The sequence below is a fragment of the Curtobacterium sp. TC1 genome (assembly GCF_019844075.1).
Classification (GTDB): Bacteria; Actinomycetota; Actinomycetes; order Actinomycetales; family Microbacteriaceae; genus Curtobacterium.
The window spans coordinates 2625177-2640327 of record NZ_CP081964.1 but is presented as its reverse complement, the minus strand read 5'-3'; the positions used below and the strand labels follow the sequence as shown (position 1 = coordinate 2640327).

Here is a 15151-nt window from a genome sequence, read left to right as displayed (position 1 = left end):
CTGCTGGAGGAACTCGCGTGACAGAGCGCAAGCCGGGAGTCGTGTCCGTCATCCTCGTGAACTACAAGGGCACGGACGACACCCTGACGAGCATCGCGGAACTCCGCAAGCAGGACTGGCCGCAGGACAAGCTCGAGGTGATCGTCGTCGAGAACGGCTCCGGTCCGGAGCACCTGGGTCGCCTGCAGGCGTCCGACCTCGACTTCACCCTGGTCGACGCCGGCGCCAACCTCGGCTTCACCGGCGGCTGCAACCTCGGCGTCGAGAAGTCCTCCGGCGAGGTCGTGGCGTTCCTCAACAACGACGCCCGCCCGGACACCGGCTGGGTGCGTGAGGCGATGGCGACGTTCGCGTCCGGCGCCGACATCGGTGCCGTGGCGTCGAAGGTCCTCGACTGGGAGGGCGTCAACATCGACTTCACCGAGGCCGCGATGACCTGGTACGGCATGGGCTACAAGCCGTTCGCCGGGTCGCCGGACACCGGTCGCTGGGAGAGCGAGACCGACGTCCTGTTCGGCACCGGCGCCGCGATGTTCATCCGCGCCGAGCTCTTCGAACAGCTCGACGGCTTCGACGACCGCTACTTCATGTTCTACGAGGACGTCGACCTGGGCTGGCGGCTCAACCTGCTCGGCTGGCGCTTCCGGTACCAGCCGAAGTCGGTCGCGTTCCACAAGCACCACGCGTCCATGAACAAGTTCGGCGACTTCCGCGAGACCTACCTGCTCGAGCGGAACGCCCTCTTCACGCTGTACAAGAACCTCGGTGACGAGCAGCTCGCCGCCGCCCTGCCCGGCTCCCTGGCGCTCGCCGTCCGCCGTGCCGTGGGTCGCGGGGAGCTCGACTCCACCGAGCTCGACCTGCGGAACCCCGGCGACGACAGCGTCCCCACCATCCCGGTGCCGAAGACGAGCATGGCCGGCATCTACGGCGTCGACCAGTTCGTCGAGCAGCTGCCGTCGATGACCGAGTCGCGCCGCGCGATCCAGGCCACGCGGGTCCGCAGCGACCGCGAGCTCCTGCGCCTGTTCGGCAACCGCGACGAACCCGCGTACCCGATCGAGGACTACCTGGCCGGCTACGACAAGATCGTGCACTCGCTCGGCGTGCTCGAGGTCGGCACCCGTCGTCGCATCCTCATCATCACGGGCGACTCGATCGGCGCGAAGATGGCCGGTCCGGCGATCCGCGCCACCCAGATGGCGAAGCAGCTCGCGTCCGAGCACGACGTGCGCGTGGTCAGCCTGACCCGCTCGTCGCAGATCGACCCGTCGTACGAGGTCGTCACCGTGCCGCACCGCCACCCGCGCCAGATGGTCGAGCACGAGGGCTGGGCCGACGTCATCATCGTGCAGGGCCACGCGCTCCGGCTGTTCCCCGTGCTCGAGTCGACGAGCAAGATCCTCGTCGTCGACGTGTACGACCCGCTGCACCTCGAGCAGCTCGAGCAGGGCCGCAGCGACGACGTCGACCAGTGGAACCGCCAGATCCTCGACGCCTCGGACACGCTCAACCACCAGCTCGAGCTCGGCGACTACTTCATCTGCGCGTCGGAGCGGCAGCGCATGTTCTGGCTCGGCCAGCTCGCCGGCTCCGGCCGGGTGAACGCGCGGACGTACTCGCGCGACGCCGACCTCCGCTCGCTCATCGGCGTCGTGCCGTTCGGGCTGTCCTCCACCCCGCCGGTGCACGACCAGCCGCGGGTCAAGGGCGTCGTGCCGGGCATCGGCAAGAACGACAAGCTCGTCGTCTGGGGCGGTGGCATCTACGACTGGTTCGACCCGATCACCCTGGTCCGTTCGATCGCGCAGCTCGCCGCACGCCGACCGTCCGTGAAGCTCTTCTTCATGGGCGTGCAGCACCCGAACCCCGACGTCCCCGAGATGGACATCGTCGCGAAGGTCCGTGCCGAGGCCGACGCCCTCGGTCTGACCGGCAAGCACGTGTTCTTCAACGACTCGTGGATCCCGTACGAGGAGCGCGGCGCGTACCTGCTCGAGGCCGACGCCGGCGTCTCGACGCACTACGAGCACCTCGAGACCACGTTCTCGTTCCGCACCCGCATCCTCGACTACCTGTGGGCACGCCTGCCGATCGTGACGACGGCCGGCGACTCGTTCGGTGACCTCGTCGCCGAGGAGCAGCTCGGCGTCGCGGTGCACGAGCAGGACGTCGACGGCCTGGCCACGGCGCTCGAGACGGCGCTCTTCGACAAGAAGGCCCGGGCCCGGTTCATCGCCAACGTCGACCGTGTGCGCGAGCAGTTCACGTGGGAGAACGTCCTGGCGCCGCTCGTCGAGTTCTGCCGCAACCCGATCCGCGCGGCGGACAAGTCGGTGCGCGACACCAGCACGAAGCTCGCGCCCCACACGATGCGCGTGCGCGTGCCGGACCGCAAGAAGCTCTCCGGCGTCCGGTACGACGTCGGCCGCGCGGTGCACTACTTCCGCACCGAGGGCCCGCGCAGCGTCGCGGGGAAGATCAAGCGACGCCTCGGCAACCGGTGAACCCAGCCGAGACGACGGCCCTCGTCGTCGTCCCGACGTACGACGAGGCCGAGAACATCCGCGCCATCGCCGACGCGATCCTGACGGCGGCGCCCGGTGTCCACGTGCTGGTCGTCGACGACGGCAGCCCGGACGGAACCGGCGACATCGTGCGGTCCCTGGCGGCCGCCGACGACCGGGTGCACCTGCTGCAGCGCGCCGGCAAGCTCGGGCTCGGCACGGCCTACGTCGCCGGGTTCCGGTGGGGGCTCGAGCGCGGCTACCCGCTGCTCGTCGAGATGGACGCGGACGGCTCGCACCCGGCCGACCGGTTGCCCGCGCTCATCGACGCGGTCACCGCCTCGGACGACGTCCTGCTCGCGATCGGGTCGCGCTGGGTGCCCGGGGGATCGGTCGTCGACTGGCCGCTCCGCCGTCAGGCCCTGAGCCGCGGTGCGAACACGTACGCGCGGCTGGTGCTCGGGATCCACGTGCGGGACATCACCGCCGGGTACCGCGTCTACCGCTCCGACGCGATCGCGCGGATGGACCTCGGGTCGATCGACTCGAAGGGGTACTGCTTCCAGGTCGACATGACGCTGCGCGTGGACGCCCTGGGCGGCCGCATCGTCGAGGTGCCGATCCGGTTCCGTGACCGCGTGCACGGGGTCTCGAAGATGAGCCGCTCCATCGTGGTCGAGGCCATGCTCCGCGTCACGCAGTGGGGCCTGCAGCGCCGCCTGGGTCGCCCCACCCGCCCGTAGCGCGCGCGCCACCGCCCCCGCCCCGCCCCGAGGAAGTCGTCCGCCCCGCGGTTCCGAGATCTTGGAACCTCGGCGCTCCCACCGTCGTTTCGTGGAACCTCGGCGACACACGGGCGGCGTGTTCTGGAACCTCGGCGGTTCGCGCACGAGCAGGCATGGCGTCGGCGGTGGCTGGCGCATCGTGAGCAGAAACGGTCGGGTCGCTGTGCCGGACTCGACCGATCCTGCTCACGATGTGCGGCTCCGGACCGCGTGGCGTGCCGGACGGGAGGCCCGGGTCGGGCCCGCCACGGGCCTCCCGTCCGGCGCCCTGCCCGTTCACCCCCCGCTCGGTGAGCAGGAATGGTCGGTTCGCCGCGGCGGACTCGACCATTCCTGCTCACGAAGCGCGCCGCGCCCCGCGCCCCCCGCGCGCTACGCCCGCGGCAGGTGCCGGCGCCACGAGCGCCGCCGCGCCGCGATGACGAGCACCGTCACGAAGAACATCAGGCCCGCTCCGTGCAGCAGGTAGCTCTCCGCCGCGCTCGTCACCGCGAGGAGCACCAGCACCGCGGCCGGCCACACGTAGGCGACCCCGGGGAACGTCGTCGCCGTCACCCACGCCCGCGCGAAGGCCAGCAGCGCGGCGATGCCGAGGATGATCGTGCCCGCCACCCCGAGCTGCAGCCAGGCGTCGACGAACGCGTTGAGGCCCGAGGTGAACCGTGCGCCGGCCGGGTCGATGAGCGTGACGTAGGGCACGACGGGCTCGGTCGGCCACGTCCCGACCCACCCCCAGCCCTGGATCGGGTAGCGCTCGGTCAGGACCCGGATCTGCGACCACAGGTCGATGCGCGTCGCGGTGCCCCCGGCCGCGCCGATCTCGGCGAGCAGCCGGTGCCGGGCGAACACCGCCACCACCAGCGTGAGCAGGACGGCGGAGCCGAGGACGCCGTTGACCACCGGTCTGGTGGCGGGCCGCGCGTGCCGGAGCGACCAGAGGGCCAGGGCGGTGACGGCGAGGGCGATCATCGCGAGGCCCGTGATGGGGGACTGCACGAGCATGAGGGCGATGACGGCGAGGGCGGTCGAGCCGATCGCGCGCCACATGGTCACGGAGCGGGTGAGGAACTCGACGACGAAGGTGACCAGAGCCATCGCGGCGATGAAGCCCATGAAGTTGCGCGTCCCGCCGATGCCCTGGATCGGGCCGCCGTACGCGATGTCTCCACGGATCCCGAAGGCCGGCAGCGGGACGTCGAGCACCAGTCCGGACAGCACCTCGAGCCCGAGGGCGACGACGAGCAAGATCCGGAACGCGTCACCGGACGCCCGGATCACCTGCACCAGGTCCCGCCCGAGGGCGAGGTACAGCCCGAGCCCGATGAAGCAGACGGTCTGCACGAGCCCGCGCAGGGCGACCCAGGAGTACTCGCTCCAGAGCACGCTCAACGCGCAGTACCCGACGAACGCCAGCAGCGAGAGGGGGAGCACGCCGTGCCACTCGATCCGGTACCGCTGCCCGAGCAGGCTCAGCCCGGCGAGCACGAACAGCGTGACGAGCACGGCCCACGTGCCGGACCGGCCGACCAGTGCCTGCACGGTCGGCTGCCCGAACCCGAACAGCACGATGACCGTCGCGAGCGCCTGGCTGAACCGTCCACCGGCCGAGAAGCCGATCCAGGCGGAGAGGTACCGGCGCCCGAGCACGTGTCTGCTCACCCGGCCGTCCGTCACGCGTCCATCTTGGCGTACGACCTTGTGACGAGCCGCCCGCATCGCGGAAACGCGGTATCGACGATCCGCGGTGTGGCGTCATCGACGATGCGCAATGCTCACCTAGCTTCACTGCAATGGACCCCCTGCGGAGGGCCGCCGGCCTGCCGCTGGTCGCGGTCGTCATCGGCTTCGCCACCGCCGCGCTCGCCTGGTACCGGCTCGGTCCCGTGCCGCGGAACACCGTCTGGGCCGAGGACGGCGGGGTCTTCCTGCGGGAACGCATCGCCCTCGGCCCGGTGGACACCCTGCTGCACCCGTACGCCGGGTACGTCCACCTGCTGCCCCGGATGGTGGTCGACCTCGGCTACGCGCTGCCCACCGCCCGGTACGCCCAGGTCGTCTCGCTGTCGTCCTGCCTGGTCGTCGGCGCCGTGTGCGCGCTGGTCTTCGTCCTGTCCCGCGACGTGGTCCGACCGTGGCCGTTCCGCCTGGTCCTCGCCGCCGTACCCGTCGTGCTGCCGCTCGCGCCCTACGAGATCAGCGGGAACGCCGCGAACCTGCACTGGTACGTGCTCGTGCTGGTGCCGTGGGTGTTCGCCCACCGCAGCCGGACCTGGTGGGGCGCAGCCGCGCTCGCCGTGGTGGCCGGACTCGCGGTGCTCACCGAGCCGCAGGCGATCCTGTTCACGCCGCTGCTCCTGCTCGCGTGGCCCCGGCGGCGCGCTGCGTCGGGAGGGGTCCGTCACGCGCGCCTGCTGCCGCTGCCCGTCACGGTCGTGGCGCTCGCCGCGGCCGTCGTCCAGGTCGTCACGACCCTCACCCACCCGCGCGACCTGACACCCGGTGCTCCGGCGTTCCGCGACGTGCTCGCCGGGTTCCTGCTCCGGCCCGTCGCCGGCGCGTGGGACCCGCACCTCGGCGTGGTGGTCGCCACGGTCGTGGAGCACGGCTGGGCGCCGGTCCTGGTGCCGGCCGGCGCACTGGTGCTGGTCCTGGCCGCGGGCGTCGTCGTCGGTCCGCCCCGCAGCCGGTGGATGGTCGTCGCGCTGGCGGTGGCGTCCGGTGCCGTGTGGTGGGCGGCCCTGCTCGCGAACGACGGTGCCGGGCAGCCGTGGGCGGACCCCACCTCCGCCATGGCGGCGATCCCGCCGCAGCGCTACGCCGCGGCGTCCGGCCTGCTGCTCGTCAGTGCCGCGGTGGTCGCCGCCGCCGCGCTGGTGGACGCCGACCGGTGGTCGCGTGTCGCGCAGCGGACGGGAGGCACGGGTCGCCTCGTCGGGGCGCTGGCCGCCTGGTGCGTGGCCGCCGCCGTCGTCACGGCCGCCGTCCTGCACGTCGCGCCCGCGGACACGCGGCGCAGTGACGGGCCGGTGTGGGCGGAGCAGCTGCCCGCCGCCGCCGAGGCGTGTCGCGCCGACCCGACGCTCGAGGTCGTGCGGGTGCGGTCGAACCCGTGGTCGTCACCGGTCGCGTGCGCCTGGCTGTTCCGCTGACACCGGACCGCTGACACCGGACCGCTGACCATTGACCGCTGGCCGTTCGCCGCTCAGCGCGTGGTGGCCCAGCGGAACTCGCGCTTCGCCGGCGGGGTGCGCGGGCCGTCGCCGGTCGAGGTCGGTTCCTCGCCGGTCAGGACGATCCGGGTCTTGATCGCGATGAGCGCGAAGAGCACCCAGTTCCCCTGGTAGAGCAGCCGGGACTCGGCGACGGACTGCACGAGCAGTGCGACGACGACGAGCAGCGGCAGGAGCGACACCGGGTCGAACGTGCGCGGACGGAGCGCGGCGTCGTAGCCGATCCGGGTCGCGCACGCCCACGAGCGCGACAGCGTCGTGACGACGTACAGCAGGAACAGGACGAGCCCGATGATGCCGGTCTGCATCCAGACGTCCAGGTAGGCGTCGTGCGCCTGCAGGTACGTGACGCCCTTGCGGTGGGCCAGGTCGGCCAGGGTCGGGATGCCGGGCCACCAGTAGCCGATCCATCCCCAGCCGACGACCGCGTGCTGGTCGATGAGGCCGAGGACCTTCGCCCAGATCTCACCGCGTCCGGTCGCGTCGGACCCCTTGCCGAGCAGTTCGGAGACCGGCCCCCGGAGCACGAACGCCGCGACGGCGACGACGAGTGCGCCGAGCGCGAGCAGCAGGTACCGCGGGGTGCGTCGCTCCGTCGGGACCCGGCGCATCCACACGGCGACCAGGGCGACGACGGCGACGACCAGCGCGGCCGCGATGACCGTCGACGAGCGGGTGAGCACGAACCCGAGAGCGGCGACCACGAGCCAGCCGGTGGCCCGCTGCCGACGCATACGGCCCTCGGCGAGCTGCAGCACGACGACGATCGCGACGAGCAGCGCGACCATTGCCAGCAGGTTCGCGTTGCCCGGCAGCCCCTGGATGCGGCCGCCGGTGAAGAGCTCGGCGCGTGAGAAGTAGAAGGCGTCCGGGATGTCGGCGTCGCCGTAGTCGGTCCAGATCGGCGCGATGGGGTGCCGCACGAACACGGCGACGACGGCCTCGAACAGGATCGAGAGCAGCAGCACCCAGCGGAGCGCGAGGCTGAGCGCGTCGAGGATGCGGCGCCAGGTCAGGGTGGAGGCGATCGTGAAGGCCACGGCGGCGCAGATCACCTGCACGGTCAGGCTCGAGATCGTCGCGAAGCGCCAGTGCGACCAGACGACCGACAGCATGCACCACGCCAGGAAGGCCCAGAGCGGCCAGGGGGAGCGCACGAGCGGCGGCTTCGCCCGGACCAGGATCGTGATGCCCCAGGCAGCCACGAGCGCCCACAGGATGCCAGCGCCGACCCAGGTGAGGGTGTTCGGGACCGCGTCGCCGGCGAAGAGCACGAAGATCGTGGTCGCACCGAAGGCGAACGCCTCGCGCTCGGGTACGGTCCCGCGTGCCAGCGGCCAGGTGTTCGTCACGACGTCAGGCTACCGGCGGCGGGCGGCCACGGAGTCCCCGGATCCCGCCGGTAGGCTCTCGCCCATGTTCCTCGGCATCACGAACACCCCCCGCGACTACGCCTGGGGTTCGGTCACGGCGATCCCCGAGCTCCTCGGTCGCACCGTCACCGGCGCCCCGCAGGCAGAGCTCTGGCTCGGTGCGCACCCGGGCAGCCCGAGCGTGGTCGTCAACCCGGCGATGGTCGGCGGTGCCGACACCCTGCTCGACTGGATCGCCGCCGAGCCGCAGGACGCCCTGGGTGACGACCGCACCGGTCTGCCGTTCCTGCTGAAGGTGCTCGCAGCGGCCGCGCCCCTGTCGTTGCAGGCGCACCCGACCCCGGAGCAGGCCGAGGCCGGCTTCGCGCGTGAGGAACGCGAGGGCATCGCGATCGACGACCCGGCGCGCAACTACAAGGACCCGTTCCCGAAGCCCGAGCTCGTCGTCGCCCTGAGCGAGCGGTTCGAGGCACTGAGCGGCTTCCGTCCGGTCGAGGAGACCCTGGCCGAGGTCCGCGTGCTCGACGCCGGCAGCGGTCGGCTCGGTCCGCTCGAGGTGCACCTGGTGCACGGGCTCGAGGACACCGTCCGCTGGCTCGAGACCGCCGACGACTCCGCGCTCGCCGTGGTGCAGGCGGCGAGCGACCTCGCCGTCGCCCTCGACGACGACCTCCTCACCCCGAACACGGCCACGGTCCGCGACCTGGCGACCAGCTGGCCCGGCGACCCCGGCATCGTCGTCTCCCTGCTCATGCACCGGGTGACCCTCACCGCGGGGCAGGCCATGTACCTGCCTGCCGGCAACATCCACGCCTACCTCGACGGACTCGGCATCGAGCTGATGGCACCGTCCGACAACGTGCTGCGCGGCGGGCTGACGCCGAAGCACGTCGACGTGCCCGAGCTCCTGCAGGTGCTCGACTTCACGGCGTACCCGGCACCGGTCCTCGAGCCCGAGCGACTGGCCCCCGGCGTGGACCGCTTCGCCCCCGAGGGTGTCGGCTTCGCGCTCCTGCGCGTCGACGGGGACGGACGACCGGTCGGGCTGAGCACCGGCGGGGTCGCTCCGCTGTCCGGCCCGTCGATCGCCATCTGCACCGAGGGCGTCGTGACGCTCGTCGGCGCGACGTCCGCGACGCTGCTCCGCAAGGGCGAGTCCTGCTTCATCACGCCGGACGAGGGCGACGTCACGGTGGAGGCCGACTCGTCGAACGGCGTCACGTCGACGGTGTTCATCGCGACCGGCCACTAGGGGCACGGGCCGGGGCCCGGCGTGGAGCCGCACGCCCTGGCGCGGTCCCGCACACCGGCCCCGGGGCGTCTCGTTCGTCCGCTAGCGTGGCGACCATGAGTTGGCTGGTCACCGGCGGTGCCGGGTACATCGGGTCCCACGTCGTCCGAGCACTGCGCTCGGCCGGCATCGACACGGTCGCGTTCGACGACCTCTCGAGCGGCTTCCGCGCGTTCGTGCCGGACGACGTGCCGTTCGTCGAGGGCACGATCCTGGACGGCGACCTCGTCGTCCGCACCCTGCGGGAGCACGACGTCACCGGTGTGGTGCACGTCGCGGGCTTCAAGTACGCCGGCGTCTCGGTCGAGCGCCCGCTGCACACCTACGAGCAGAACGTCACCGGCATGGCGACGCTGCTCCGCGCGATGGCCGAGAACGGCGTCACGAAGGCCGTCTTCTCGTCGAGTGCCGCGGTGTACGGCACCCCGGACGTCGACGTCGTCGTCGAGTCCACCCCGAAGGCGCCGGAGTCCCCGTACGGCGAGTCGAAGCTCATCGGCGAGTGGCTGCTGCGCGACATGGAGGTCGCCGCCGGCTTCACCACGACCTCGCTCCGGTACTTCAACGTCGTCGGGTCCGGCGAGCCCGACCTGTACGACGCCAGCCCGCACAACCTGTTCCCGCTCGTGTTCGACGCGCTGCTGGCCGGTCGCACCCCGCGGATCAACGGCGACGACTACGCGACCCCGGACGGCACCTGCGTCCGCGACTACATCCACGTCGCGGACCTCGCACACTCGCACGCCGTCGCGGCGCAGAAGCTCGAGGCGGGGGAGCCGCTCGAGCAGGCCTACAACCTCGGCAGCGGCGACGGTGTGAGCGTCCGGCAGATCATGGACGCCATGGCGAAGGGCACCGGGATCGCCTTCGAGCCCGAGATCGCGCCGCGCCGCCCCGGCGACCCGGCGCGCATCGTGGCGACCGGCGAGGCCGCGACGCGGGACCTGGACTGGGCGATGCGACACACGCTGGACGAGATGGTCACGAGCGCGTGGGAGGCCCGCCGCAGCGCCTCGTAGCGGCTGAGGACGTGTCAGTTGTCCCCCGGAACCCCGACAGAACGGGCGCGACACGCCCAAACGGGGGACATGACACGCCGAAGCGGTCACTGCCTTCTATGATCCGCGACTTGACTCAGGCGAATGACACCGCTGTAATTACAGGCAACGACTTCAATCGTTGTGGTCCCGTTATCGAGACGTCAGGGGTGATCAGGGTGAACGGTTCCGACTTCCACGCCGGAGTTCCGGAGGACTGGCACGTCGACCCCGTGGCGCTCGGCGTCCCGGGTGTTCGACGGCCGGAGACGGACGACGAGGAGAACCCGCTCGCGTGGCAGGTCGACTCGCTGTGCGCACAGACCGACCCGGAGGCGTTCTTCCCCGAGAAGGGCGGCTCCACGCGCGAAGCGAAGAAGATCTGCACGTCGTGCGAGGTCCGGGCGCAGTGCCTCGAGTACGCGCTCGAGAACGACGAGCGCTTCGGCATCTGGGGCGGTCTGTCCGAGCGCGAGCGTCGCAAGCTGCGCAAGCGGGCGTAATCGCGGTCACGGCGCGCCAGCGCCGTGCGACTGCGCCCCTGAGGAGCCTGCGACGAAGGCGCCGGAAGCCGGCCACGTCGAGTCGTCCTCCACACAGCACTGACGTTCCCACAGGTTCACGGCGCGCCGCCGTCCGCAGCGGGCGCCGTGCCTCCAGACCGTAGAGTGACGCCCGTCATGCAGCCCAGAGTCACCGCGATCCTCGTCGCCGCCAACGGAGCGGCCCACCTCGACCGGACCCTGGACGCACTCGCGGCCCAGACCCGCCACCCCGAGAACCTGGTGGTCGTCGACGTCGGGTCGATCGACGGCTCCACTGCCGGGCTCTCCTTCGGCGGGTCCGCCGAGCTGCTGCGTCTGCCGGCCGGACGCCCCTTCGGCGAGGCCGTCGCGCGCGGCGAACGCGAGGCGCCGCCCGCCGTCGTCGACGAGCCCGTCGACGAATGGCTGTGGCTGCTCGGGCACGACAACGCACCGTCCCCGACCGCGCTCGCGGACCTGCTCTCCGCCGTCGAGATCGCGCCGTCCGTCGTCGTGGCGGGTCCGAAGCTCGTGTCCGACGACGACCCCTCGCTGATCCGCGCGTTCGGCGAGAGCATGACGCGCTTCGGCCGCTCGATCGGTCTCGTGCAGGACGAGCTCGACCAGGGCCAGCACGACCGGCACACGGACGTGCTCGCGGTCGCCGCCGGCGGCATGCTCGTGCGCCGTTCGGTGTGGACCGAGCTGTCCGGCTTCGACCCGGCGCTGCCGGACGTCGACGCCGCCCTCGACTTCTGCGTCCGCGTCCGCCTGGCCGGGCACCGCGTGGCCGTCGTCCCCGGCGCGAAGGTCGCCACGGCCGGTCCGATCGAGGAGTTCGGTCGCAAGCGCGTCTCCGAGGCCCGCCGCGTCCGCATGCACCGGCAGGCACAGCTCCACCGCCGGATGACCTACGCGCCGGGCGGGCTGCTCTGGCTGCACTGGCTCACCCTCGTCCCGTTCGCCGTCGGCCGGGCGATCGGCCACCTCGTCGCCAAGCACCCCGCGGCGGTCGTCCCGGAGCTCGCCGCGGCGTTCGCGGTGGCGTTCGGCGGCGGCACCGGTCGGGCGCGCAAGAACCTCGCCCGCACGAAGAAGCTCGGCTGGGCCGCCGTCGAACCGCTCCGGGTCAGCTGGCGTCGGGTGCACGAGCACCGGACCACCTCGCGCGACGTCGAACTCGCCCGCGTCGAGGACGCCCCGATCGCGCGGGCGTCGTTCCTCGGCGACGGCGGGATCTGGGTCGTGCTGGCCGCGGCGGTCCTGAGCGTCGTGACGCTGTACCCCCTGCTCGGCTCGCCGGCGCTCACCGGCGGCGGCCTGCTGCCCCTCAGCACGACCGTCGGCCAGCTCTGGCAGAACGTCGGCTACGGCTGGCACTCCCTCGGCACCGGCTTCACCGGTCCGTCGGACCCCTTCGCCGCCGTGCTGGCGGTGCTCGGTTCGATCGTGTTCTGGTCACCGTCCACGTCGGTCGTGCTCGTGATGCTCGTCGCGTTCCCGCTGTCCGCCCTCGGTGCCTGGTTCGCGGTCCGCAAGGTGACGACGCGCAAGTGGGTGCCGGTCATCGGCGCCGCGCTCTACGCCATCGCCCCGGCCCTCGTCGGCGCGGTCACCACCGGACACCTCGGTGCCGTCATCGCCCACCTGGTACTGCCGTGGTTGTTCGTCGCCGTGCTCGAGGCGCACCGCTCGTGGGCATGGGCGTCCGGCGCCTCGCTGCTGTTCGCGGTCGTGGCGGCCTCGGCGCCGTCCCTGCTGCCGGTCCTGCTGATCGGGTGGCTGGTCGCGCTCGTCGTCGGGTGGCGCCGAGCCCACCGTCGGGCCTTCATCCCGGTGCCGACCGCAGTGCTCTTCCTGCCGCTCGTCCTCGCGCAGGTCGCGCGCGGCAACGTCCTCGCGGTCTTCGCCGACCCCGGCGTGCCGTCGGCCACCCGTGCGCCGTCCGCGCTGCAGTTGGCGATCGGTCAGCCGCTGCCGGACTGGAGTGGGTGGCTGCCCGCCACGTCCGGGCTCGCCGCCGTCGGCACGTGGCTGCCGATCGTGATGGCCGTCCTGGCCGTGCCGATCGCCGCTGCCGCGATCGGCGCGATGCTCGGACACCGCTGGGCCGTCGCCGGCTCGGCGCTCGTCGTCGCACTGCTCGGCTTCGGCACCGCGTTCGCCGCCACCCACGTGACCGTCACCGGCGTCGGGTCGACCACCACCATCGTGTGGCCCGGCAGCGGGCTGTCGGTGTACTGGCTCGCGATCGTCGTCGCGGCCTGCATCGGCATCGACGTGCTGCCGAAGGCCGCTCCGGTGACGGGACTCGTCGCGACGGTGCTCGCCGGCGTCGCGGTGGCCCCGGCCTTCGCCGCGTTCTACCTCGGCAACGCCGCGATCCAGCCGACCACCGGCCGGGTGCTCAGCGCCTACGTGAACGCCGAGGCGCAGGCGAACCCCGACGTCGGCACGCTCGTCGTGGTGCCGCAGGACGACGGTTCGCTCGCCGTCGCACTCGAGCGCGGTCAGGGTGCCACCCTCGACGACCAGTCGACCCTCGACGCCACCGCACTCCGGCTGAGCGAGTCCGGCGCCCGCCTCGCGACGCTCGCCGGCAACCTGGCGAGCCGCAGCGGCTACGACCCCCGGCCGGCGCTGCAGGAACTCGGCATCAGCTTCGTCCTGCTCGACGACGCCGGCGACGACCCCGAGGCGCAGAGCGTGCACGACCGGGCCGCGGGTGCGATCGGGCAGAACGCGCTCTTCACGAGCATCGGCGAGACCACGAACGGGCAGCTGTTCCACTACGAGGGCGACGTCGACCGGACCACCACCGGGTCCGCCGCCGCCCGTGCCACGCACGTGCTGTACCTGGTCGTGCTCGGCGTCGTGTTCGGCGCCGCCGCCCTGCTCGCCGTGCCGACGGCCCCGCGTCGCCGCCGGGCCACCTCGAACGTCATCGAGGCCGAGGAACCCGCGACCACCTTCGACGAGGAGCGCGACGAATGAGCACCACCACCGGTTCCGTCCGACGCTGGGTCGTCCGCGGTACCGCGACCGCGATCGCCGTGGTCGTCGCCGCCGGCGCGGTCACCGCTGCGCACGCCTACGGCACCGCGGCCGAACCGGGTCGCCCGGCCGGCCGGACCGTCACGCCGGTCCCCGCCGACGCCGAGCGCGTCTGTGCCGGCAGCGCCCTGCGACTGTCCGACGACTCCGGCAACGACGCCACCCAGGCGAGCACGGTCGGGTCCGCCACCGTCGCCACGGCGACGACCGGCTCGACCGTCGAGCGGTCCTCGCTCGACCCGTCGTCCACCGGCGGCAGCGACCCGCGGCTGCTCACGGCCCCCGCGGGCGACTCCACACCGCAGGTCGCGGGCAGCAGCTACCAGAGCGTCTCCAGCGGCGACCTGGTCGGTGCCGGGGCGGCGTCGTGCGACGACCCCACGCAGTCGACCTGGCTCGTCGGCGGCTCGACCGAGACCGGGCGCACCAGCCTCGTCACGCTGTCGAACCCCACCGACGTGAACGCGACCGTCGACCTGGCGATCTACGACGGCACCGGCACGGTCAGCGCCCCCGGCACGACCGGCATCGTCGTCGCCCCGAACACCCAGAAGGTCGTCCCGCTGTCCGGCTTCGTGTCCGACCAGGGATCCACCGTCGTGCACGTGTCGTCCTCCGGCGGGCAGATCGTCGCCCACATGCAGGAGACCGTCGTCCGCACGCTCACCCCCGGCGGCTACGACATCGTCTCCGGCGGCGCCGCGCCGTCACGCTCGCAGGTCATCCCCGGCGTCGTGCTCGCCGGTGCGGAGGAGGCACAGCGCGGCGACGACACCGCGGACGCCGCCCCCGTGGTCCGGCTGTTCGTCCCGGGCACGGAGTCGGCACGCGTCACGCTCGGCATCACCACGGCGGACGGCGGCGGTACGACCGTGAACGCCACCGCCGAGCCCGGGGTGGTGACCGACGTCGCGCTCGACGACTTCCCGGACGGCCGGTACTCGTTCACCGTCACGTCGACGCAGCCCGTCGTCGCCGGTGCCCGCACGACCTCACCGACGGCCGACGGCAACAGCGACCTCGGATGGTTCGCCTCGGCCGAGCCCCTGGGTGACGAGGTCATCACCGCGGTGGCTCCGGGGGAGGGCGTCCGCATGAACTTCGTGAACCCCACACGCGAGGACCGTGCGATCACGATCCGCTCCGGCGACGAGAAGCGCACCATCCAGGTGCTGTCGGGCGCGACGGCGACCCTGCCGGTGCAGACCGCGAAGCAGCTCTCGATCTCCGGGGCCGAGGGCGTCGTGGCCGGCGTCACCTACCGTGGGGACGACGGCATCGCCGGGTTCCCGGTCCGTCCGTCCACCCAGGTGTCCACGCCGGTGCGGGTCTACCCCTGACGGTGACGAC

General features: G+C 72.4%; 10 protein-coding genes. 8 read left to right on the top strand and 2 right to left on the bottom strand.

Translation table 11 applies throughout. The features are described from left to right. The first annotated feature begins 17 nt into the window (after positions 1-17). Positions 18-2507 carry a glycosyltransferase gene (locus KZI27_RS13485; protein WP_222658004.1) on the top strand — a complete coding sequence of 830 codons (2490 nt, stop codon included), beginning with the start codon at positions 18-20 and terminating at the stop codon, positions 2505-2507. Next, complete coding sequence (locus KZI27_RS13480; protein WP_222658003.1) at positions 2504-3250, top strand: polyprenol monophosphomannose synthase; 747 nt, start codon at positions 2504-2506, stop codon at positions 3248-3250. Before KZI27_RS13485 ends, KZI27_RS13480 begins: the two co-directional genes overlap by 4 nt. Positions 3251-3664: 414 nt before the next feature. Here the strand turns inward: KZI27_RS13480 and KZI27_RS13475 are convergent, their stop codons facing one another. Next, a complete protein-coding gene (locus tag KZI27_RS13475; protein ID WP_148061793.1) occupies positions 3665-4951 on the bottom strand; it encodes an O-antigen ligase family protein in 1287 nt (428 codons plus the stop codon). Between the two features lie 131 nt (positions 4952-5082). Here KZI27_RS13475 and KZI27_RS13470 point away from each other — a divergent pair, with 131 nt between their 5' ends. Further along, the gene (locus KZI27_RS13470; protein ID WP_222658002.1) at positions 5083-6441 is read left to right on the top strand and encodes a hypothetical protein; all 1359 of its coding nucleotides are present in this window, start codon (positions 5083-5085) and stop codon (positions 6439-6441) included. A gap of 53 nt (positions 6442-6494) precedes the next feature. Here the strand turns inward: KZI27_RS13470 and KZI27_RS13465 are convergent, their stop codons facing one another. Then, positions 6495-7874, bottom strand: a complete 1380-nt coding sequence (locus KZI27_RS13465; protein WP_222658001.1) for an O-antigen ligase family protein — start codon at positions 7872-7874, stop codon at positions 6495-6497. Positions 7875-7938: 64 nt separating this feature from the next. Between KZI27_RS13465 and manA the strand changes: the two genes are divergently transcribed. The 5 genes from manA (at position 7939) to KZI27_RS13440 (ending at position 15141) form a co-directional block, all read left to right on the top strand. Next, positions 7939-9147 carry a mannose-6-phosphate isomerase, class I gene (manA, locus tag KZI27_RS13460; RefSeq protein ID WP_222658000.1) on the top strand — a complete coding sequence of 403 codons (1209 nt, stop codon included), beginning with the start codon at positions 7939-7941 and terminating at the stop codon, positions 9145-9147. A gap of 95 nt (positions 9148-9242) precedes the next feature. Continuing rightward, positions 9243-10205 (top strand): UDP-glucose 4-epimerase GalE, encoded by a 963-nt coding sequence (gene galE, locus KZI27_RS13455; protein ID WP_222657999.1) that lies wholly within the window; start codon positions 9243-9245, stop codon positions 10203-10205. A gap of 188 nt (positions 10206-10393) precedes the next feature. Next, positions 10394-10726, top strand: a complete 333-nt coding sequence (locus KZI27_RS13450) for a WhiB family transcriptional regulator (protein WP_374114433.1) — start codon at positions 10394-10396, stop codon at positions 10724-10726. A 177-nt stretch (positions 10727-10903) separates the two neighbouring features. Further along, positions 10904-13741 (top strand): glycosyltransferase, encoded by a 2838-nt coding sequence (locus KZI27_RS13445; protein WP_222657998.1) that lies wholly within the window; start codon positions 10904-10906, stop codon positions 13739-13741. Next, positions 13738-15141, top strand: a complete 1404-nt coding sequence (locus tag KZI27_RS13440; protein WP_222657997.1) for a DUF5719 family protein — start codon at positions 13738-13740, stop codon at positions 15139-15141. The genes KZI27_RS13445 and KZI27_RS13440 overlap by 4 nt, the downstream gene beginning before the upstream one ends. Positions 15142-15151: the final 10 nt, after the last annotated feature.

Excerpts from the sequence above, each read along its gene's own strand:
- manA (WP_222658000.1), top strand. The coding sequence starts at position 7,939 with ATGTTCCTCGGCATCACGAACACCCCCCGCGACTACGCCTGGGGTTCG.
- galE (WP_222657999.1), top strand. The coding sequence starts at position 9,243 with ATGAGTTGGCTGGTCACCGGCGGTGCCGGGTACATCGGGTCCCACGTC.
- KZI27_RS13440 (WP_222657997.1), top strand. The coding sequence starts at position 13,738 with ATGAGCACCACCACCGGTTCCGTCCGACGCTGGGTCGTCCGCGGTACC.
- KZI27_RS13445 (WP_222657998.1), top strand. The coding sequence starts at position 10,904 with ATGCAGCCCAGAGTCACCGCGATCCTCGTCGCCGCCAACGGAGCGGCC.
- KZI27_RS13470 (WP_222658002.1), top strand. The coding sequence starts at position 5,083 with ATGGACCCCCTGCGGAGGGCCGCCGGCCTGCCGCTGGTCGCGGTCGTC.